This is a genomic window from Catenovulum adriaticum (assembly GCF_026725475.1).
GTDB lineage: Bacteria > Pseudomonadota > Gammaproteobacteria > Enterobacterales > Alteromonadaceae > Catenovulum > Catenovulum adriaticum.
Map to the genome: position 1 here is coordinate 1,199,438 of NZ_CP109965.1, position 21,938 is coordinate 1,221,375.

Annotated in this window: 22 protein-coding genes and 1 CRISPR repeat array (1 of these 23 cut by a window edge); of the genes, 14 read left to right on the forward strand and 8 right to left on the reverse strand. The window is 38.6% G+C overall.

Going from position 1 to position 21,938, the window contains the following annotated elements:
- Positions 1–17: 17 nt before the first annotated feature.
- Positions 18–2,057: an NAD-dependent DNA ligase LigA gene (ligA, locus tag OLW01_RS05435; RefSeq protein WP_268075720.1), complete on the forward strand. Its 2,040-nt coding sequence runs from the start codon at positions 18–20 to the stop codon at positions 2,055–2,057.
- A gap of 145 nt (positions 2,058–2,202) precedes the next feature.
- Positions 2,203–2,490 carry a ferritin-like domain-containing protein gene (locus OLW01_RS05440; protein WP_268075721.1) on the forward strand — a complete coding sequence of 96 codons (288 nt, stop codon included), beginning with the start codon at positions 2,203–2,205 and terminating at the stop codon, positions 2,488–2,490.
- A 100-nt stretch (positions 2,491–2,590) separates the two neighbouring features.
- Here OLW01_RS05440 and folE read toward each other — a convergent pair whose 3' ends face one another.
- The 4 genes from folE to minC all read right to left on the reverse strand — a co-directional run bounded on the left by folE (position 2,591) and on the right by minC (position 5,327).
- Positions 2,591–3,232: a GTP cyclohydrolase I FolE gene (folE, locus tag OLW01_RS05445; RefSeq protein ID WP_346434232.1), complete on the reverse strand. Its 642-nt coding sequence runs from the start codon at positions 3,230–3,232 to the stop codon at positions 2,591–2,593.
- A gap of 269 nt (positions 3,233–3,501) precedes the next feature.
- Positions 3,502–3,765, reverse strand: coding sequence for a cell division topological specificity factor MinE (gene minE / locus OLW01_RS05450; protein WP_268075722.1), 264 nt, complete (start codon positions 3,763–3,765; stop codon positions 3,502–3,504).
- A 6-nt stretch (positions 3,766–3,771) separates the two neighbouring features.
- Positions 3,772–4,581 (reverse strand): septum site-determining protein MinD, encoded by an 810-nt coding sequence (gene minD, locus OLW01_RS05455; protein WP_268075723.1) that lies wholly within the window; start codon positions 4,579–4,581, stop codon positions 3,772–3,774.
- 11 nt (positions 4,582–4,592) lie between these two features.
- On the reverse strand, positions 4,593–5,327 hold the full coding sequence (minC, locus tag OLW01_RS05460; RefSeq protein WP_268075724.1) for a septum site-determining protein MinC: 735 nt from the start codon (positions 5,325–5,327) through the stop codon (positions 4,593–4,595).
- Between the two features lie 195 nt (positions 5,328–5,522).
- On the opposite strand from minC, the gene OLW01_RS05465 reads away from it, so the two are divergent.
- Genes OLW01_RS05465 through OLW01_RS05480 form a run of 4 tightly spaced genes read left to right on the forward strand, consistent with a single transcriptional unit; the run spans position 5,523 to position 8,046 of the window.
- Positions 5,523–5,816, forward strand: a complete 294-nt coding sequence (locus OLW01_RS05465; protein WP_268075725.1) for a YcgL domain-containing protein — start codon at positions 5,523–5,525, stop codon at positions 5,814–5,816.
- Complete coding sequence (locus OLW01_RS05470; protein ID WP_268075726.1) at positions 5,809–6,846, forward strand: lytic murein transglycosylase; 1,038 nt, start codon at positions 5,809–5,811, stop codon at positions 6,844–6,846. Before OLW01_RS05465 ends, OLW01_RS05470 begins: the two co-directional genes overlap by 8 nt.
- Before the next feature lie 22 nt (positions 6,847–6,868).
- On the forward strand, positions 6,869–7,534 hold the full coding sequence (locus tag OLW01_RS05475) for a fumarylacetoacetate hydrolase family protein (RefSeq protein WP_268075727.1): 666 nt from the start codon (positions 6,869–6,871) through the stop codon (positions 7,532–7,534).
- The gene (locus OLW01_RS05480; RefSeq protein WP_268075728.1) at positions 7,534–8,046 is read left to right on the forward strand and encodes a YcgN family cysteine cluster protein; all 513 of its coding nucleotides are present in this window, start codon (positions 7,534–7,536) and stop codon (positions 8,044–8,046) included. Before OLW01_RS05475 ends, OLW01_RS05480 begins: the two co-directional genes overlap by 1 nt.
- 160 nt (positions 8,047–8,206) lie before the next feature.
- On the opposite strand, the gene OLW01_RS05485 is transcribed toward OLW01_RS05480, so the two are convergent.
- The 4 genes from OLW01_RS05485 to efpL all read right to left on the reverse strand — a co-directional run bounded on the left by OLW01_RS05485 (position 8,207) and on the right by efpL (position 10,941).
- Entirely contained in the window at positions 8,207–9,169 is a 963-nt protein-coding gene (locus OLW01_RS05485) for an alpha/beta hydrolase (RefSeq protein WP_268075729.1), read from the reverse strand.
- A 92-nt stretch (positions 9,170–9,261) separates the two neighbouring features.
- Positions 9,262–9,672, reverse strand: a complete 411-nt coding sequence (locus OLW01_RS05490) for a YaeQ family protein (RefSeq protein WP_268075730.1) — start codon at positions 9,670–9,672, stop codon at positions 9,262–9,264.
- A 269-nt stretch (positions 9,673–9,941) separates the two neighbouring features.
- Complete coding sequence (locus tag OLW01_RS05495) at positions 9,942–10,052, reverse strand: YaeQ family protein (RefSeq protein ID WP_428980175.1); 111 nt, start codon at positions 10,050–10,052, stop codon at positions 9,942–9,944.
- Between the two features lie 322 nt (positions 10,053–10,374).
- Positions 10,375–10,941 (reverse strand): elongation factor P-like protein EfpL, encoded by a 567-nt coding sequence (gene efpL, locus OLW01_RS05500; protein WP_268075731.1) that lies wholly within the window; start codon positions 10,939–10,941, stop codon positions 10,375–10,377.
- 293 nt (positions 10,942–11,234) lie between these two features.
- Between efpL and OLW01_RS05505 the strand changes: the two genes are divergently transcribed.
- The 8 genes from OLW01_RS05505 (at position 11,235) to cas6f (ending at position 20,457) form a co-directional block, all read left to right on the forward strand.
- Positions 11,235–11,405: a BrxR family helix-turn-helix transcriptional regulator gene (locus tag OLW01_RS05505; protein ID WP_268075732.1), complete on the forward strand. Its 171-nt coding sequence runs from the start codon at positions 11,235–11,237 to the stop codon at positions 11,403–11,405.
- 77 nt (positions 11,406–11,482) lie between these two features.
- The gene (locus OLW01_RS05510) at positions 11,483–12,007 is read left to right on the forward strand and encodes a BrxR family transcriptional regulator (protein WP_268075733.1); all 525 of its coding nucleotides are present in this window, start codon (positions 11,483–11,485) and stop codon (positions 12,005–12,007) included.
- A gap of 127 nt (positions 12,008–12,134) precedes the next feature.
- The gene (gene cas1f, locus OLW01_RS05515; RefSeq protein WP_268075734.1) at positions 12,135–13,133 is read left to right on the forward strand and encodes a type I-F CRISPR-associated endonuclease Cas1f; all 999 of its coding nucleotides are present in this window, start codon (positions 12,135–12,137) and stop codon (positions 13,131–13,133) included.
- Positions 13,130–16,504, forward strand: coding sequence for a type I-F CRISPR-associated helicase Cas3f (gene cas3f, locus OLW01_RS05520; RefSeq protein WP_268075735.1), 3,375 nt, complete (start codon positions 13,130–13,132; stop codon positions 16,502–16,504). The genes cas1f and cas3f overlap by 4 nt, the downstream gene beginning before the upstream one ends.
- Positions 16,498–17,751: a type I-F CRISPR-associated protein Csy1 gene (locus tag OLW01_RS05525; RefSeq protein ID WP_268075736.1), complete on the forward strand. Its 1,254-nt coding sequence runs from the start codon at positions 16,498–16,500 to the stop codon at positions 17,749–17,751. Before cas3f ends, OLW01_RS05525 begins: the two co-directional genes overlap by 7 nt.
- The gene (gene csy2 / locus OLW01_RS05530) at positions 17,748–18,719 is read left to right on the forward strand and encodes a type I-F CRISPR-associated protein Csy2 (protein WP_268075737.1); all 972 of its coding nucleotides are present in this window, start codon (positions 17,748–17,750) and stop codon (positions 18,717–18,719) included. Before OLW01_RS05525 ends, csy2 begins: the two co-directional genes overlap by 4 nt.
- 25 nt (positions 18,720–18,744) lie before the next feature.
- The gene (csy3, locus tag OLW01_RS05535; RefSeq protein WP_268075738.1) at positions 18,745–19,779 is read left to right on the forward strand and encodes a type I-F CRISPR-associated protein Csy3; all 1,035 of its coding nucleotides are present in this window, start codon (positions 18,745–18,747) and stop codon (positions 19,777–19,779) included.
- Positions 19,780–19,803: 24 nt separating this feature from the next.
- A complete protein-coding gene (gene cas6f, locus OLW01_RS05540; protein ID WP_268075739.1) occupies positions 19,804–20,457 on the forward strand; it encodes a type I-F CRISPR-associated endoribonuclease Cas6/Csy4 in 654 nt (217 codons plus the stop codon).
- A 128-nt stretch (positions 20,458–20,585) separates the two neighbouring features.
- Positions 20,586–21,938: direct repeats of the CRISPR family, unit length 28 nt; unit sequence GTTCACTGCCACACAGGCAGCTTAGAAA (it continues 175 nt past the right edge of the window).

Here is a 21,938-nt window from a genome sequence, read left to right on the forward strand (position 1 = left end):
AACGTTAGGATATATCAGTGAACGACAGCTTAAACCAAATTAAACAGCAAATCTCTGAATTGAGAAGCTTATTAGAAGATTATAATTACCAATATTATGTAATGGACAACCCAAGTGTGCCAGACGCAGAATACGACAGAGTCATGCGAGAGCTTATCTCGCTAGAAAAAGCGCACCCTGAATTTCAAAGCCCAGACTCGCCATCACAAAAAGTGGGCGGCGAAGCATTAAGTGTATTTGAGCAAGTTGAACATAGAGTCCCTATGTTGTCGTTAGATAACGTTTTTAGCGATGATGAACTAAAAGCCTTTGAGCAACGCATTTTTGATCGTCTTAAAAATAATCAAGCCATTGAATTTAGTTGTGAACCCAAATTAGATGGCTTGGCCATTTCTATTTTATATCGTGAAGGGAAACTAGTTCAGGCAGCAACACGAGGTGATGGCCGGATTGGTGAAAACGTAACCGATAATATCAAAACCATACGGGCTATTCCGCTTAAACTCAGAGGCGATTATCCGGCTGAGCTTGAAGTGCGCGGTGAAGTATTTATGCCAAAAACAGGTTTTGAAAAACTAAACGAACAGCAAAAAGAAAAAGGCAATAAAGTATTTGCCAACCCACGAAATGCTGCCGCTGGTAGTTTACGTCAACTTGATTCTAAAATTACCGCTGCCAGACCTTTAGCTTTTTATGCCTATTCAATGGGATATTTTGAGCCTGAATCAGACATTGCTAACTCACACTTTGAGCGCATGATGCAATTAAAAAACTGGGGCCTACCAGTGTGTCCAGTTATTAAAAAAGTCACAGGCAGCCAAGCGTTAGCAGAATATTATGATTGGATAGGTGAGCAACGTAACTCACTAAGCTATGAAATTGACGGGGTTGTTTATAAAGTTGATTCAATTGAGCTTCAACAAAACTTAGGTTTTGTAGCACGTGCACCGCGCTGGGCAACCGCACATAAATTTCCGGCACAAGAAGAAATAACCCAATTGCTAGATGTTGAATTTCAAGTTGGGCGCACCGGCGCAATTACGCCGGTTGCTCGGTTGCAACCAGTTTCAGTTGGCGGTGTCACGGTTTCTAACGCCACTTTACACAATGCGGATGAAATTGCTCGCCTACAGATTAAAATTGGCGATACTGTAATTATCCGGCGAGCGGGGGATGTTATCCCTCAAGTTGTCTCAGTTGTTGAAGAAAAACGTACCGAGGCTGCTAACCTTCGTGAAATTGAGTTCCCTACAGAATGTCCAGTATGCGGCTCTCAGGTTGAACGAATTGAAGATGAAGCAATAACGCGCTGCAGTGGTGGTTTAATTTGTGGTGCCCAGCTAAAAGAATCGATTAAACATTTTGCTTCACGTAAAGCATTAGATGTGGATGGTTTAGGTAACAAAATCGTAGAAGCCTTAGTTGATTTAGAACTAATAAAAAATCCGGCTGATTTGTTTTCGTTAACGGTTGAACAAATTACCACCATGGATAGAATGGGCGATAAATCTGCACTTAACTTAGTTAATGCACTTGATAAAGCTAAGCAAACCACATTAGCTAAATTTTTGTATGCGTTAGGCATTCGTGAAGTAGGGGAAGCCACTGCCAATAATTTAGCGCTGCATTTTAAAAGCTTAGACGCCGTTAAAAATGCAAATTATGACCAGTTAATTGAAGTCAGTGATATTGGCAAGATAGTCGCAGAGCATATTGTTTCTTTTTTTGCCGAAGAACATAATCAAACTGTGATTCAGGCGCTGCTAGATGCAGGCATTAGCTGGCCTCAAATTGAAACGTTAAGTGTTGACGAACAACCGCTAAAAGATCAAATTTATGTGTTAACAGGTACTTTAACCACCATGGGGCGAAATGATGCTAAAGCGCATTTACAAAATTTGGGTGCCAAAGTAACAGGTAGCGTATCAGCTAAAACCCATTATTTGGTAGCGGGTGAAAGTGCAGGCTCTAAATTAACCAAAGCGCAAGATCTGGGAGTCGAAGTTTTAACCGAAGACGATTTAACTCAATTATTGCAAACGTATGGCGCAATATAAATATTTAAAATATAAATTGATATGTAATATTTGCTTATAAATACACTATTTAGTGATAATTTATAAGCAAAAGCTAAACGATGTTCTAAACTTAAGTAGATAATAATTATCAACTTATTTAATTAGCCACGTAAAGGGGAAGCGCATGTCAAACGAAGGTTACCATGAACCAATTGAAGAATTGTCGGATGAAACGCGTGATATGCATCGCGCAATTACATCTTTAATGGAAGAGTTGGAAGCAGTCGATTGGTACAATCAACGAGTGGATGCTTGCAAAGACGAAGAATTAAAACAAATATTAATTCATAACCGAGACGAAGAAAAAGAGCATGCCGCTATGGTATTAGAGTGGATACGACGGCGCGACAAAGTATTAGATGATGAACTGAAAGATTATTTATTTACCACTAAAAGCTTATCGCACGATTAAACCATCTTTATGTCTGGCAGCGATAAAAAATCCCGGTTAATTTGAAATAACCGGGATTTTTAATTGTTCAAGCTAACGATGTTAGATTGTTCGGTTCAGGTTATTTCGCTAAAAACTCTTGGCGAGTATTTAAACTGGATTTAAATAAACCACCCAAGGCCGTGGTTTGAGTTTTAGAGCTCATATCCATAATGCCTCGTGCTTTAACACAAAAATGAGTCGCTTTAATGCTCACCGCTACATTATCGGTTTCAAGTAAGGTTTGCAGCGCAACTAAAATTTGCTGCGTCATGCGCTCTTGCACTTGCGGGCGGCGTGCAAAAAACTTAACAAGGCGATTGATTTTAGATAAACCTATTACTTTTTTTGCAGGAATATAAGCGACTTTAGCTAAACCATCTATCGTCACAAAATGGTGTTCACACGTGCTGTTAACGGCAATTTCGTCAACGATAATCATTTCATCAACCTGCATCTTATTTTCGATGGTGGTGATTTTTGGAAATTGTGAATAATTTAAGCCGCTGAAAATTTCTTCAACGTACATTTTGGCTATCCGATTGGGCGTATTGGCTAAGCTATCATCTGTTAAATCTAAATCAAGTGTTTCTAAAACTTGAGTCATTAACCCAGTAATTTTAGAAATTTTTTCATCACTTGAATGAGTTGATTCAATATGAGGGTTTTCAAGTTGTCTTTCAATTAATGCTGTTTGTACGAGTTTGGCCTCATTACTAAGCATAACAATACTCCGTTCAATCTATTTTTTACTAAACCTTTATTCTTAATAAATGCTAAAGGTGGGTCAATCAATATCAGTTTTAGCCATCAGCAAAACAGGTACAGATATAATATGCGGATAATATACATCAAGTTGAGAATATTGGATCTAAAAATTATTCATTTATTAATTGAATTGCACTCAACTGAGTAGGGTAGGCGAATAAATGCACAATATTAGCCTACACAGGCAAGTGAATTGTGCATTTATAATATCAAAAGTTACGTACTTTATTTTTTATCTTCTGGCAAAGTAACATTTAGTTCAAGTACCGACAAATCATCTTCGTTTTGTTCAAGTTGAACAGAAATCGCTTCTGGGTCAATATTGTCATAGTACTTGCGGATAACTTCTAAAATATCCCTTTCTAATTCACTTAACTTATTGCTTGAGCCATCAGCGCGTCGGCGCTGAGCAACAATAATTTGCAAGCGTTCCTTGGCTTGTGAGGCAGCTGTTTGTTTCTTGGGTTTAAAATAGTCGAGCAATGACATAGTCCATTAACCTCCGAATAATCGTTTGAAAATACCTTTTTTCTCTTCTTCTACGAATCGGTATTCAACTTTGTTACCCAATAAACGTTCAATGGTATCTAAATAAGCTTGTCCAGCATCACTTTGCTCATCTAAAATAACGGGTTCGCCTAAATTAGATGCGCGTAAAACGGCTTGTGATTCAGGTATGACCCCAATTAGCTTTACGGCTAAAATATCATTTACATCTTCAACGCTTAGCATATCGCCACGTTGTACTCGGCTTGGGTTATAACGCGTTAATAATAAATGTTCTTTAACTGGGTCTTTGCCTTGCTCAGCACGGCGAGATTTAGAGGCTAAAATACCTAAAATACGGTCAGAGTCACGAACCGAAGAAACTTCAGGATTTGTTACAACGATAGCTTCATCTGCAAAATATAACGCCATTAAAGCGCCAGCTTCAATCCCTGCTGGTGAATCACAAAGAATATAATCAAAGGTTTCAGCCAACTCGTTTAAGACTTTTTCAACGCCTTCAAGCGTTAAAGCATCTTTATCGCGTGTTTGTGAAGCTGGTAATATATATAAACCATCCACTCGTTTATCTTTAATTAATGTTTGGCTTAAATTGGAATCACCATTAATCACATTCACAAAATCGTAAACGACACGGCGTTCAACGCCCATAATTAAATCAAGATTACGTAAACCAATATCAAAGTCGATGATAACGGTTTTATGGCCTTTTAAAGCTAATCCTGTGCCAATTGCCGCACTCGATGTGGTTTTACCTACGCCACCTTTACCAGAGGTAACAACAATAACTTGAGCCATTGACTCACTCCCTAAATTTCTAAATCGGAAACGGCTAATTGCTCGCCGTCTAAAAATACAAACCCAGCGCCATTACAGTCTTGCTGCTGCAATTGCTCGCTGGTCCAATAATGACCATTAATACTAACTAATTCAGCCGATAATTTGTTGGCAAAAATACGAGCGCTTGAATCACCTTGTGCCCCAGCTATGGCTCGGCCTCGTAATGTACCGTAAACATGAATATTACCATCTGCAATCACTTCTGCACCATTGCTTACTGCGCCAATTATAACTAAATCTGAATCGCGTGCATAAATTTGCTGACCAGAGCGCAAATTTTGTCTCACAATTTTAGCCGGCGTATGCGAAGGCACTTTAACTTCAACTGGCACTTCAACGCGCTCATATCTGATTTGCGTTTTACCATCGGCACTGGTTTTGGTTTGCGGTGCAGATGCTTTTGACTCAGTTAAGCAAGCTAAACCAGCCGCTTTTGCGGCGGCTTTTTGAGTGTCGGTTGCACCAGAAACGCCCACTGCAACGAGCTCAAGTGCTTCAAGTTCTTGCTTTAGCTTTAAATAATCCAGTTCATCGTCACCTAACTGAGTAACATTAATTACAATAGGTGCCATTTTTAAAAATGAAGGAGCTTGCTGTATTTTAGCTGAAATAGCTTGAACAATATTGGCAACATCGCCATTTTGTATATGTAGTACAGACAACGTAAAACTGCTGCCTTTTAACTCAATTTTTGAATCAGACATAAATTAATTTTTATAAGACTTTTTAGTAGTAACGCGTTTTAAAGGCATGTTATAGCGCACTTTATGTGAACGCAAGTTTTTATCTCTTTATAGATGCGTTATTTTAGGGCAAGATTGACGTATTCTGAATGTGGGCAATATTTTTATTTAAAAACCACAATCATATAACTCATTTAACGTGAAAAGGTGTGACCAGTGCTGAGCTATGTTTATAAAAGTCGTTTATTAGAAGACACTTACTTATACATTACCAAAAGAGGTGATTTTGAAAATGTGCCTGATGCTTTATTAGAAAAATTTGGTAAACCTGAATTTGTATTAGTTCTCAACTTAGCTAAGAGAAACTCGCTGGCGATAGCCAACATTGATAAAGTGAAAGCCGAATTATCTGAAAAAGGCTTTTATTTGCAATTGCCACCGCCTAAAGAAAGCTTGTTAGAAGAGCATAAAGCTATCTTGACAAAACAAGGAAAAAAAGTGAATGACTAAATTATTAAAAGCGGCATTAATTGCCGCCGGTTTGCAATGTTCTATAGCGTATGCACAAACTGATTTTACGGCAGACGAAGCACATTTTAATCAATTTTTAGCTGAGCTTAAAACAGAAGCACTTAACAAAGGTTATGATTCGGAGTTAGTCGATAATGCCTTTGCGGATATTAAATACAAACCCAAAGTAATTAAAGCGGATCGTGGCCAGCCTGAATTTGTTGAAACGCTTGAAACCTATTTAGCCAAGCGCGTAACCGACTGGACCGTTAATAAAGCTCGCCAAGAGTACAAAAACAACAAAACTCTGCTCGACGAAATTGGTAAAAAATATGGTGTGCAGCCTAGATTTATTGTCGCTTTATGGGCGCTTGAAAGTGGATTTGGTAAATACCAAGGTACTATGCCAGTTATTTCATCATTAGTGACATTAAGTTACGACAAACGCCGCAGCGCCTTTTTTAAAGCCCAGTTATGGGATGCGCTAGACATAGTTAAAAACGGTGATGCCAAGCTTGAACAATTAAAAGGCTCGTGGGCAGGTGCCATTGGGCAGGTACAATTTATTCCAAGTTCATTTAAAGCTTATGCGGTTGATTATGACGGTGATGGAATTAAAGACGTATGGAAAAACAAGGCCGATGTATTTGCCAGTGCCGCTAACTATTTAAGCAGCGAAGGCTGGAACGATAACTTAACTTGGGGACGGCAAGTTAAAGTACCAGACGATTTTAATTACGACTGGGCAATTCCAATTAAAACCAATGGCCGTAGTGACTGGCTTAAAAAATGGAAATCGACCCGAGTTGATTTGCAAACTTGGCAAGACAGAGGCGTGCGCCGCATGGATGGCAGCGATTTACCCAAGGTAGACATTAAAGCCGCTATGTTAATGCCAGATGGTAAAAAAGGACGTATTTATTTAGCTTACGACAATTACAAAGTATTAATGCACTGGAATCGTTCTTATTACTTTGTGAGTTCAGTGGGGACATTAGCTGATCGTATTGGCTATCCGCCCGTTAAATAAAATAATTTAATAAGAAAAATATATGGCTGATTATCAACATCAAAATATAACGGGCGAATCGATAGATTTGCCCGTTGGTAAAGTTGTGTGCATTGGTGGTAACTACGCCGATCACATTAAAGAAATGTCATCTGTTGTAAACGATGAAGCGGTTTTTTTTATTAAACCCAGCACAGCGATTGTTCCTTTAACCCCGAGTTTTGATATTCCTCACAATTTGGGGCCTTGCCACAACGAGCTAGAAATAGCCGTTTTGCTAAAAGATAAATTGAAAAACGCTGACGAAACCCAAGCCACAGATGCTATTTGGAGATACGGGGTAGCGCTTGATTTAACCTTAAGGCAAGTACAGGCTGATCTTAAAAAAATAGGTCGACCTTGGGAGCGCGCTAAAGGATTTGATGGAGCTTGCCCGTTGTCACCTTTTATTGCAAAAGATGAATTTGACGATATTCAAAATGTCGATTTTTCATTAACTGTAAATCAACAAGTGCGGCAAGCCAGCAATACAAAATATATGATACGCAGCATAGCTAAAACACTGTCACAAATGTCATCTTGTTTTACTTTATTGGCCGGTGATGTCATTATAACCGGCACTCCGGCAGGGGTTGGCCCGCTTGATGCGGGAGATAAACTAGAGCTTAGGCTTAAACCATATTCATTTTATACACAAGTAAGCAGTTAATGACAGAGCAAAGCAAAACGCAGGCGCCATTTTGGCAAACCAAAACCTTAGAGCAAATGAACCGTCAAGAATGGGAGCAAATTTGCGACGGTTGCGGCAAATGTTGTTTACATAAATTTATTGCCGACGATGAGGTGGACGATATTGAAACCACTCACCAAATCAATGAAGGCGAAACCCTAGAATACACTAATATTGTTTGCCAATATTTAAACGATAAAACATGCAGCTGCACCGTTTATGATAAACGCCGAAAGTTAGTGCCAGACTGCGTTGAGCTCACACCCGATAATTTAGATGATATTTTTTACATGCCAACAAGCTGCAGTTATCGTCGGTTGCAAGAAGGTAAAGGCCTGCCAAGCTGGCACCCTTTATTAAATAAAGGTAAAAAGTCTAAAATGCACCAAGCGGGTATGTCTGTTCGCGGCAAAGTGATTAAAGATAACGAAGTCGATTTAGAGTTTTTTGAAGACTACATTGCCGTGTGGCCTTTAAACGAAGTCGAATAGGGCGTACAAAGTGGAATAAGGCACAAAGGGAAAAGAGGCGAGATAAGAAATAAAGAAAATGCCAGCCATTAATTAAAAAGCCAAACTGCAATTTCAGCTTGGCTTTATCTTTATGCTATAAATACGGTAAAAAGTGCTGAATCATGAGCTAATTTAACATTTATCTCAATTGATTGTTTTTAAGCCAGGTCGCTAAAGATTCAAACCAATCAAACGGATTATCCATACCAAACCCATGCCCACCCTCTGGCAGTAATAACAACTGAGTTTGCACTTTATGTTGAGTTAAGGCTTGGGTGTATAATAACGCGTTTTCTACCGGTACAGCTTTATCGTCTATTGCATGTACAATAAAAGCTTTGGGCGTAGCACGGGTGACTTGGTCTTCGTTAGAAAAATAAGCAATATTATCGGGCGTTAACTCAGGCGCTAATAAATTTTTACGTGAGCCCTTATGAGTAACTTCATCTTTCATGCTAATTACAGGGTAAATTAAAATTTGAAAATCTGGCTTTAAGTTTTCAGACTGGTACTGACTCATCACCGCGTTATCAAAATGAGTTGCCGCGGTTGAAGCTAAATGCCCACCTGCCGAAAAGCCCATAATACCGACTTTATCAGGATGAATACCCCACAGCTTTGCATTGCTACGCACCCAATAAATGGCTTGTTGAGCATCTTGCAACGGCCCAGTTGTTTTATCTAACATAGTATTTGTGTTAGGCATTCTGTACTTTAAAACAAAGGCGGTAATACCTATCGAGTTAAAGCGTTTGGCGATATCGTAACCTTCTTTAACAATAGAAACCCCTTTATAACCACCACCGGGTAAAATAATAACGGCCGTGCCGTTCGCTAAATGTGGAGCCGCTTTAAATATGGTTAACTGCGGCTGATTGATATCCATTATAAAAGTATGCTCTGCTGATGCATCTCGAACAGTTTCCTGATTACTTTTTTTGATTTCACCTGGGATATTATCAGCGTATAAATTAATGGTTTGAGGCGTTGTTACTGGATGTTTTTCTGGCATTTGAGTGGGCTTTAATGTTGAGCTACAAGCGGCTAATAAAATAGATAACAAGCTAATTGTGATCAGTCTTTGGCAAGTTTTAATATTCATTTTGGCAACCTTGTTTTTGTTATTCTGTTGTAGTTTATTTTGTGTAATTTATTTTATTGCAATACATACCGCCGTTATTGACAAGCTAAGGCTTAATTTAGTTTTTGCCAATTTACTTCGCACTCGCCTTGTTCACTGGTAATGTAAGCACAATTATCGTTAATGGTGACCGACCATTCCATCGTTCTTTCAATCAACCCCGCTAACTTGGCAATGTCGTTATCATCAAACTGATAAAATTCGGCTGAGGTGGTGCGCATTTTATTTTTAGATTGTGTCCACCACACATTAGATTTTGAATTAAAACTATAAACCAACACTTTTTTGGCTAATCGGCAAGATTTTTTAATGCGGTCAAAGCTAGGTTCACCCACATCAATCCAAAGCGAAATTTGATCGTCTAAGGTTTTATGCCAAATATCAGGCTCATCAACCGCACATAAACCTTTGGTAAAAGTCAGTTGAGCTTTGGCATGCAAGCAGTAAGCAATAATCCGAGCCATTAAACGTTCTTAGCTAAAACAATATAAATTGATTTTATCAGAGCTATCACAGACGGCTCAATCTAAGGCGTTTTATCGAAGGAATGTTAGTACCTTTCAAGATAAAACAACATAAGAGTGGGTCGTCTGTGAAGCTCCCAACGGGCTGGTCTAAAAGCCATTTACTCTTCGTTAAGTTGGCTAAACGTAGAACCACTATGCCAGCACCAACTTGCCTTGTTTAAATGGCTTTTACCTCCAGCTGATTTTATCAATTTGTATTGCTTTAGCTAAATTTCAGAAGGGTGCTGGGCTATGGTTAAATTTAAGTTGTCGTAATAATCATTATTAAAATTAGACAAGCCGATTCGCATTTTATAAATAGTCGGTTTAAGCGCCACAATAATCCATATTTAATCATTATTTTAAAGGCTTGAATGTACGCTATGTGTGGAGATCTTTCAAAATTTAATTGTAAATAATAGCTGCGTAAGCAAGGTAAACCAGAGCAAAATCATACTTGAATAATTTTTATACAAAAATTAAAGGAAAAGCCATAATTTTCGCAAAAACGCTGCAAGTACATCCCTGTAAGCTTGGATTTTTCATCCTGAAAAATACATTTTGCTCTAAATCATGGCTATCTCTCAATACGACTCACTCTATTATCATGCTATTTATTAATGGCTATTGAGTGACTAACATTTTAATCAACCGGCTTAATTATGCGCGGCCGGTAAACTTAGTGTCAGCCGTACTGATTTTAATTTTATCACCGCTAGAGATATGCTCAGGTACTTGTACCACCAAACCTGTTGTTAAGGTAGCGGGTTTGGTTCTGGCACTGGCAGAAGCGCCCTTAATAGAAGGTGCAGTCTCGGTAATAACCAACTGAACGGTTGCCGGTAACTCAATAGCAACCGGACGATCATCAATAATGACAACCATAATCCCTTGAGTATCTTCGTTAATAAATAAGACTTCGTCAGCGATTGCATCTTTATTTAAATGATAAGGCGTGTAATCTTCAGAATCCATAAACACGTACTCATCGCCATCAATATACGAAAACATTGCATCGCGGCGTGTTAAATCAGCTAAATTAAGCATGTCTGAATCTTTAAAGGTTTCATCAGCTTTTGCGCCAGTGACCACATCGTATAAACGCATACGGTACAAACTACCACCAGCCCGACCTTGTGGGACAGAACGAACAATATCTCTAACTATCATAGTGCGACCGTTTACTTCAATCGCCGTATTTTTTTTAATATCACTTGCCTTAGGCATTTTATTTTTTCCTTAAATTCACATAAAAAGTGCAATTTTTCAGAAAAATAGCAGATATTTTCACACACACCAACAGTTAAACCCTAATTAACCCTAATTTAGTAAAAGTTTACCCCCGCAAATTAAAAATTGACCGATAAATAAACAGTTACCTGTTGAATATAAACGATATAAAAGACATGTAAAAAAGCGCTTGCTAACGCTTGAAAGATTTTGTTATAACAATTATGTGACTATGATCACAATTGCAAAAAATAAAAAGCACAAAACAATAAAAAGCAATTAGGAGCGTAATGAAGTACCAAAAGGAATTTACATTTATTGAAGCGTGCGCAAAGTGGCGAGGCAAAATTAACGCAACTGATATTGCCAGCCAATTTTTACTTTCAAAAGGCAGCGCTAAGCGCGTACTACAAGCTTATCAAACCCAGCATCTAAACCAGTTTATACTCGTGGCGAATTAAATGAGCTTGCCTACTTTGAACAACATTTATTTTTAGCGGAACCCGATCAAAAACAGCCCTGTTTTGAATCTGTCAGCTTGCCAGCCCATTTTGTTGAACCGAGTTTAGTGGCCAACTTACTAACGGCAATTGAGCAACAAAAAAGAATCGAAGTGGATTATATTTCATTACGTAGCACGGAATACGATGGCCGTATTATTGCGCCTCATCACTTTGTATATGACGGCCTGCGCTGGCATGTACGTGCATTTGATGAAAAACATCAAGCTTTTCTCGATTTTAATTTATCTCGATTTCAAGGGGCAGGCGAAATCGAAGAAAACACCATTAAACCACCCACCGCCCAAGATGATAACGAATGGCAAACCCAAGTTGATGTCGTTATTGTACCCGATCCACGGCTAAGCCCAGCACAAAAAGCCTGTATTGAACGCGAATACCAAATGCAAAACGGCCAGCTTATTATTCAGTGCCGCGCCGCATTGGTTAAATATGTACTGCTCAGACTCAGGCTAGATATATACAAAAACACCGCCGAAGCTCAGCAAATTATGCTAGAGCCTAATTGCCAAAAAGCACTAAAACCTTATGTACCAGGTTAACAAAGCAAGCTTAAATAAAAGTCTTAACAACCGGATCAAATTTGATACCTGTTAAAAATACCAGTGGTTGATAGGGTGCAAAATATTGAGTTCAATGGAAAAAGAATAAATTGATAAGGATACAGGAATGGACGATCTTTCACCGTCAGACTTAAAAACAATATTGCATTCAAAACGAGCTAATATTTTTTATTTAGAATATTGTCGTGTGATGCAAAAAGATGGCCGGGTGTTGTACTTAACCGAAGCCAATAAAGAAAACCTGTATTTTAATATACCGATTGCAAATACCACGGTTATTTTATTAGGAAACGGCACATCTATTACCCAAGCGGCAATGAGAATGTTAGCCCAAGCAGGCGTGTTAGTTGGGTTTAGTGGTGGTGGCGGTACCCCTTTATACATGGCAAATAATGTAGAACATGCCATTGAATGGATAACCCCACAAAGTGAATACCGACCTACTGAATATTTGCAAGGTTGGGTTAGTTTTTGGTTTGATGATGGAAAGCGACTAGCGGCGGGTAAACAGATACAAACCGCTAGAATAGAATACCTGACCCAAGTTTGGCAAAAAGATAAAGAGTTAAAACAAAATGGCTTTGATATCACCGCTAAAAACATTCAAAGTGCGTTAGCAACTTTTCACCAAAGAAACGAAAAAGCGAATAAAAATAGCGATTTACTTTTAACCGAAGCACAACTCACCAAAACCTTATACAAGTTTGCCGCCAATAATACCAAACTGGAAAATTTTACCCGCCAGCATCAAGGCTCAAGTAAACAACATACCGATAAAGCCAACGATTTTTTAAACCACGGAAATTACTTAGCCTACGGCTTGGCAGCTTGCACATTATGGGTTTTAGGTATACCTCATGGCTTTGCCGTTATGCACGGTAAAACAAGGCGTGGGGCGTTAGTTTTTGACATAGCCGATTTAATAAAAGACGCGTTAGTATTACCTTGGGCCTTTATTTGCGCGGCTGAAAACGCAACAGAACAAGAATTTAGACAACAAATATTACAAGCTTTTACCGACCATAAAGCATTGGATTTTATGTTTGATACTGTGAAAAGCATAGCGCTAAACAACGGCAGTGACGATGGAGCACAGCCGCTATGATGGTCACTTTTGTTTCACAGTGTAATAAAAATGCACTCAAGAAAACCCGCCGTGTGCTGGATGCCTTCGCCAACCGCATTGGTGACAATACCTGGCAAACCGTGATAACCGAAGACGGTTTACTCACAGTCAAAAAAATGCTCCGGAAAACCGCTAGTAAAAGCACCGCCGTCAGTTGCCATTGGATTAGGTCACGTTCACGTAGCCAGTTTTTGTGGGTAGTGGGTAATAAAAGTAAATTTAATAGTGAAGGTATAGTGCCAGTTAATAGTACGAGAAGAAATTTGTTAAACAGTGAAATAGAAAATGATTGGAAATACCTGCCTTTAATTAAGTCACTTACTGCACTTTCAGCATTGTTCCATGATTGGGGTAAAGCGTCTCGTTTATTCCAAGAGAAACTAAATCCTAACAGTAAAAATAAATTCAAAGGAGATCCGTTAAGGCATGAGTGGATTTCTGTTTTATTACTCAATGCATTGGTAAACAATAAATCGGATGAAACATGGTTAAGTGACCTGATAGGCAAGGGCGTAAATGACAATGAATTAAAGCAAAGCGTTAAAGCTCAAAACTTAACACCATTAGATAGGCTGCCCAATGCCGCTAAATTATTGGCTTGGTTAATAGTCTCGCATCACCGCTTGCCTTATATAAAAAGTGACTGGCGTGATGAAAAGGCATCTGATTTACCATCAATGCTCAAACGCATCACTCAAGAATGGGGGTATGAAAACAAAATTGACCCTGCAGAATACAACAAACGTGTTAAACACTGTTTTGAGTTTCCTAGTGGTTTGTTATCTGAATCGAAAGAATGGCGAAAAAAAGTAAAACGTTGGGCAACTAGCCTAATAAACAACCTACCTTTGCTTGAAGCTGCGATGAAAGACGGTAGTTATCGTTTGATATTACACCATGCACGTTTGTGTTTGATGTTAGGAGATCACTATTATTCATCACAAGATGCCGCCAAAAACTGGCAAGATAGCACAGGGTTATTCGCAAATACTGATCGAGAAACGAGCGAATTAAAGCAAAAACTTGATGAACACTTAGTTGGTGTCGCAAAGAATGCGCTTAATACCGCGCATTTATTACCTGCATTTGAAAAAGAGCCTCCAGTTGCAACTGACATACAAGTACTAAGAAAAGCAAGTCCCACAGCATTCAAATGGCAAGATAAAGCCGTAACTAAAATTAATGAATGGAAAACTCAGCAAGATAAAAAAGTAACAGGTTTTTTTGCGGTTAACATGGCAAGCACTGGCTGTGGTAAAACCTTTGCTAACGCTAAAGTAATGCGTGCGTTATCGGCTGACGGCAAAAGTTTACGTTATATTCTAGCTCTAGGTTTAAGAACATTAACCTTGCAAACAGGTGATGAATATCGCGATAGAATAGGCTTAACCAATGCTGATCTTGCCGTGTTAATAGGTTCACGGGCGGTGGCTGAACTGCATAATCAACGAGAAATTAAACAAGATGAAATCACTGATGAGGTCTTAGGTTCAGAATCACAAGAAGCCTTACTAGATGAGTTTATTGATTATGATTGTGAAATACCCGAAGAAGGACTAAGTACAGTATTAACGTGCACTAAAGATAAACAGTTTTTATATGCACCAGTGCTGGCATGCACGATTGATCACTTAATGGCGGCGACAGAAACCAAACGAGGTGGACGCTATATTCTGCCAAGTTTACGGTTAATGTCATCTGACGTAGTAATTGATGAAATAGATGATTTCACCGGTAATGATTTAATCGCGATTGGTCGATTGATTCATTTAGCAGGCATGTTAGGCAGAAAAGTAATGATTTCATCAGCCACTATCCCGCCTGATTTAGCACTGGGTTATTTTAATGCTTATAAAAACGGCTGGAAAATTTTCACTAAAAGTCGAGACGAAGCAAAAGCTGAAATAGGCTGCGCATGGATCGATGAATTTACTACTCAAGTAGATAGTATCAGTGTTGCACAAAGTGAATCGGCCATTGAGCAATATCAATTAAAACATAGTCACTTTATAGATAAACGAGTAAATAGTCTAAGTAAACAAGTCGCTAAACGTAAAGCAGATATTGTGCCTTGTCCTTTACTCTCAATAGACGAATCAACACCAAAAAATGAAGCTGAAGAAAGCAAGCAGTCTCATTATTTTTCAACAGTAAAGCAAGCGACTTTAGCTAAACATTCACTGCATTATGATATTGATCCTACAACAGGAATCAAGGTTTCATTTGGTGTAATACGAGTGGCAAATATAACGCCATGTGTAGAATTAACTAAATATTTATTACACACCGACTACCCAGAAGATACCCAAGTAAAAGTAATGGCTTACCATAGTCAGCAAGTTTTGTTGCTACGACATGAACAAGAAAAACACCTTGATGACGTATTAAAACGCAAAGAAAAAGCTGGCGTCCCACAGCAAGCATTTTCCAACTCTGTGATCCGTAATCATCTTGACTCATGCGCTAAAAATAATAGTTACATTAAGAATATGTTGTTTATTTTAGTGGCAACGCCGGTTGAAGAAGTAGGGCGCGATCATGACTTTGACTGGGCAATTATTGAACCCTCATCTTATCGCTCAATTGTACAACTAGCTGGACGTGTAAGGCGTCACAGAGCCGAGGCAGTTGAGTTGGCTAATATTGGCGTAATGCAATATAACCTTAAGGCATTTAAAACAAATGATAAGCCAGATGGCAAATATTTCGTTAAACCGGGTTATGAAGACGGTTGGGATAAAAGCCTACACAGCCATGACCTCAATAAATTAGTGAATGAAACATGCATTAATGAAGGTTTAAATGCCATTCCTAGAATAAAAGTCCCTACCCAAGCAGATAAACAATTATTAGCGTTTATCGAGCATAAAGTAACGGCTGCGCAATTAACCAATTTTTCTGCATTTGGCGCAAACACCCTACAAGGTTACTTAACCGAAACATGGTACTTAACCGCTTTACCACAAGTGTTAACCCCTTTTAGAAAAAGTGAAGCGAGCATTAACTTATTTTTGTTTTATAACGAAAATACAGAACAATGCTATTTCACTGAAAAAGACGAAAAAGGTAAGCCTTTAGTTGATATTAATGATCAAGTAATCAACCGAGAAACAATACTCAACATCAAGAAAATAGAATTAACAGAACAGCAAAGACAAAATTTATGGTTTGAACGTAATTATCAAAGCTTGTTAACCAAGTATCTTAGTGAGCCGTGGTTAGCCACACCTAAACGGGTGTCATTGCGTTACGGAGAAATAAATATGGTAGAACGTGAAAATGCACAATACGAATATAATGACCAGTTTGGGTTAGTTAGAGTGAATAAAAAAGGAGGTCAGCAATGTTAGATCCTACAATACAAGAATTTTTACAGGGAAGAATTGATAGACGGGTTGAGTTTAAATGCAAAGAAGTTATTAAAAAAAATGGTGTAATTGATGAAAGTGAAAAGTTAGTAATTGAAAATTCAGCTAAGGATGAATATAACTTGAAAAACTGGTTATTATATTGTGCTAAAAATGCAAATGGAGTTTCAATGACAACTCACCCTTGCAAATATAGTCACCCTGATGCGCAAACGACTTCTATATATTTTAATAAAAAAGTTGATAATAAAGGGTTTGTTCAATCTTCTATATCAAATAATACGGATGTGCTTTTCTCTACAGCTGCGTATATGCCAATTTACTCATTCCTTAGGCTTGTATTGATAGACGGTAAAGATATTTTAGAGCATTTAATGAATGACTCAGAGGTAGTAAGGAAGCAGTTTTCTATTGTTGATGATTATGATTTATTGAAAACTCAGTTGTTAGAAGTTATTTCAAATAATACAGACGTAGTTACAAGTGAGAAAGTAAAGCAAGTTTACTTTCCTGTTTACGATGATTATCACTTATTATCAGTAGTTTCTTCTTCCATAATTATGTTTGATTTAAAGAAGAGGATTAAACATATAAATTCCTTTGAAATAAATGAATCAAAAATAAAAGCAAAAAAAGATAATTTATTTTGTGAAGGGGGTTATAAAACTCTTTTTGATCTAACTATACAAGGGCATGTTAAGTCGAACCCACAATGCATCAGCCAGTTGAATAAGGATAATTTTGGAGAAAGCTACTTATTAAGTTCTTGTCCACCGTGTATTGAAAAGCGAAATGTTCATTTTCCTAAAAGTGACTTTTTTATCGAGTCATTTAAAAAGTATGAATACGCCGATAACTTCAAAGCACTGCATAAACTATTTAAGACCGACTATAACAACATCAAACTACGTGATGCGAGAGATCGTAATCTTCAACAAATCATAGATTTAATCATTGAAAAAATGTGGTCAGTGCGTGCTGTTTCACAAGCACAATTTCACGCTGATACATCTTCACTATCAAGCGTGCAGATGACTTGGCTACATAGTGATTTTGCTGATGAAAGAGAAAAATCAGAGCAATGGTTAAATTTACTCATCACTGAAATATCTACATGGTTAACGCGTAGTTATGAAAAGGTGCTAGATAAAAAAGCCATCAAATTAGGCGATGCGGAACGCTTACATTTTGCAGAAGTGATTGAACGTAATAGGGAGTTTTTAAAATGAACAACATAAAGCGATTGTTATTATTACCCCATATAAAAGTGCATAACGCTAATGCACTTTCTAGCCCGTTTACCATTGGCTTTCCTGCGATGACCGCATGGCTTGGCGCGGTACATGCATTACAGCGCAAGTTAAATACGCAAGGTTGTAGTGATATTCAATTTAATAGTGTTGCCGTCATCAGCCATCAATTTGAGCTACAAACTTACAAAGGTGCTGAGGATAATGTTAATTCTATCATTATAGCTAAGCGGCCATCTTTCACTAAAAAGGAGTTAACCAAATTTAATTCAGGAAAAGCTCCTACTTTCATCGAAGAAGCACGTTGCCATTTAGATGTGTCTTTAGTACTTGAATATACTGGTATTGAAAAAGATGATGAATCAGAAGTGCGAGAAAAAATCGCCCATTTACTTAACAGCAATATGAAAATGGCTGGCGGTGATATTTTGACCTTTAAAGCCCCACAATTTTTCAAAGTTGAAAATGGAAATACAACCGATCTTAATGCATTAACACGCAAACTTATGCCGGGCTATGCCTTAATTGAGCGTCGTGACTTAATGACGGAAGCAATGGCTGCGGGGCAAGATGCAATGGATGCTTTATTAGATAACCTCGTTATTCATCATCACTGTGAAAAAGTAGCAGATGAAATGAATGAAGAGAAAGTGGTATGGACAAGTAAACGTAAAAATAATAAAGGCTGGATTGTGCCCATTGCTACGGGCTTTCATGGTTTAACTGAATTAGGCGAAGCTAAAAATCAACGTGACCCAAACACCCCGCATCGTTTCGCTGAAAGTGTCGTGACTTTGGGGGAATTTAAAATGCCACACAGTATTAAATTAATTGATGAAATATTGTGGCGTTATCAAACGGATCAAACCAATAACTTATATCTTTGTGCTCAAACTCAAAAAAACATTCAAACCGAACAAGAAATTGAAAACGCTTATTACGCATAACTTAATTTATTAAAGGAAAATTATCATGGCTAAAAATCAAGACACCGCATCAGTACTCGCATTTGAAAAGAAATTAGTGCCGTCTGACGGCTATATGTATGGTAACCAATGGGAAGAACGAAATAATAGCGCTAGCCAAACAGCGTTACAACTTATTGAAAAATCAGTTCGCGGCACTATTTCAAATCGTTTGGATAAGGCGACAAAAGGCGATCCTGTAAAATTAAATGCAAAAGTAGAAAGTCCTAACTTACAAACTGTTGATAGTTGTGCATTAGCACCAGAGCAAGACACGTTAAAACTACACTTTACTTTAAAAGTATTAGGTGGAGTACAAAAACCATCAGCTTGTAACAATGCACTTTTTAAAGAAAGTTACACTCAAGCGGTAAATTCATACATTGAAAAAGAAGGCTTTAAAGAGCTAGGCAAACGTTATGCCCTTAACTTAGCGAACGCTCGATTTTTATGGCGCAACCGTGTTGGCGCAGAAAACATAGAAGTACAAGTGAATGCTTTAAATAAAGATAGCAAGCAATCATGGGTGTTTGACGCAACACAATTTAGTACACGTCATTTTAATATTGATGATAAACAAGTTGTTGAATTAGGTGAACGTATTGCTGCAGCATTATCAAGTGAAGATGATTTTTTAATGTTAGAAATTAATTGCTTTGTACAAGTGGGTAAGGCGCAAGAAGTCTACCCAAGTGAGGAGCTGGTACTTGATAAAGGTAAAGGGAAGAAAAGTAAAATCCTCTATTGCGTGAATGATATTGCCGCAATGCACTCGCAAAAGTTAGGTAATGCACTACGCAGTATTGATACTTGGTATCCAGAATTTGAAGATGCTGAAAAATCCGCTGGGCCAATCGCTATTGAACCTTATGGTGCGGTTACCAATTTAGGCAAAGCGTATCGAACCCCAAAAGACAAACAAGATTTTTACACCTTTTTTGACAAATGGGCACGCGGTACAGAGTTAGAACGTATTGAAGATGAGCACTATGTGATGGCCATTCTAGTGCGCGGTGGTGTGTTTGGCGAAAGTGACAAGTAGCTTTTGGCCATATAGGAGAGAGACATGAAATATTATCTCGATATTACCTTATTGCCAGAAGCTGACATTACCCTCGGTTTCCTCTGGCAAAAGGTTTATCAACAAGTGCATATTGCCTTAGTTGAAAACAAAATTGCTGAAAACCAATCAGCAATTGCGGTGAGTTTTCCTCGTTATAGTGCTGAAAAAAATAGCGAGCAGAAATTTCCGCTCGGCAATCAATTAAGATTGCTGGCAAATGAAGAATCGCAACTGACTCAACTTAACATTTCAAAATGGTTAAATCGTTTAGGAGACTACGTGCATATTAAGTCAGTTAAACCAGTGCCCGATAATGCTACTCACGTTGTTTTTGTTCGCCAACAAGTTAAAGGTGAAGCGCGGATAGAAAAAGATATGCTAAGTAAAGCTCAGCGTTGGGCTGAAAAGTCAGGTCAACCGCTTGATACTTGTTTGGCAGAGCTTGAAAAAACTAAACCCAAAGCCGTTAACTCATTACCCTTTATTTGGTTAGAAAGCCAAGAAACTAAACAACGTGATGCAGCCAACAGTAGAAAATTTCCACTGTTTATCAAAAAAGTAGAAACTACTGAGCAGCAGTTTGGTACGTTTAATTGTTATGGTTTAAGTGTAAATAACAGCAATAAAGAAAAACTGGCAAGTATTCCCCAGTTTTAACCTTTATTTTTGCTCTTTAAAAATTAGAAACTAAAACAATAAGTTACAACAGCACTAAAAAATTAGGTAAAAATACATAATTTTGCCTAATCACCAGTTGTAACTTATTTTTTGCCTGATATTCTATTGTTCACTGCCACACAGGCAGCTTAGAAACATAACCTAAATCATCTTTTACAGCTTCTAGCGTTCACTGCCACACAGGCAGCTTAGAAAAAATCGCCCCACAAAATAAACTTATTCATAACGTTCACTGCCACACAGGCAGCTTAGAAATTTAAACAACGGATGATTAAAGCCTTGGCTACGTTCACTGCCACACAGGCAGCTTAGAAAGAACGCGTAAACGACATGAACATAAAAACCACGTTCACTGCCACACAGGCAGCTTAGAAAAAATATGCATTTGATTGTTCTTTGAATTCTCAGTTCACTGCCACACAGGCAGCTTAGAAATGTCCCCCCTGAAACCGCTAGTTGTCCTGACGGTTCACTGCCACACAGGCAGCTTAGAAAGCGACTGCGCCAATGCCTGTAACTACGCTTGCATTCACTGCCACACAGGCAGCTTAGAAAGCATGAGCATTCACATCACGACAAACCAGCAAGTTCACTGCCACACAGGCAGCTTAGAAAAAATATGCATTTGATTGTTCTTTGAATTCTCAGTTCACTGCCACACAGGCAGCTTAGAAATGTCCCCCCTGAAACCGCTAGTTGTCCTGACGGTTCACTGCCACACAGGCAGCTTAGAAACACGCGCCCCAACGCGCTAAAACAACCTTGATGTTCACTGCCACACAGGCAGCTTAGAAATGGACAACACTTGGCGAAGCGCTGGTATGGGGGTTCACTGCCACACAGGCAGCTTAGAAAGCACCGCCGGTGAATTTGACATAACAAACCCAGTTCACTGCCACACAGGCAGCTTAGAAACTCAAGTTTTGCAATTTCTTGATGCACGTTTGGTTCACTGCCACACAGGCAGCTTAGAAACGCAACCGAAAAGCTAACGTTGGTATTTGAAAGTTCACTGCCACACAGGCAGCTTAGAAACGCCAACCGTGACCAACCGGTTAAAATAAACCGTTCACTGCCACACAGGCAGCTTAGAAAAGCCGGCCATCTAACCCGCCTGTCTCCAAATCGTTCACTGCCACACAGGCAGCTTAGAAATATTAGCGCTGAGAAGCATCACCTGAAGCAGAGTTCACTGCCACACAGGCAGCTTAGAAATATTAGCGCTGAGAAGCATCACCTGAAGCAGAGTTCACTGCCACACAGGCAGCTTAGAAATTGTAATTAATTTAAAAGCGCCCGTTGAGGCGGTTCACTGCCACACAGGCAGCTTAGAAAATTTGGCCGTTTTCGCCTTGGAATTTTTGGTCGTTCACTGCCACACAGGCAGCTTAGAAAATCCACGCCCTATCATCTTGATGTACGTGCGCGTTCACTGCCACACAGGCAGCTTAGAAATAAAC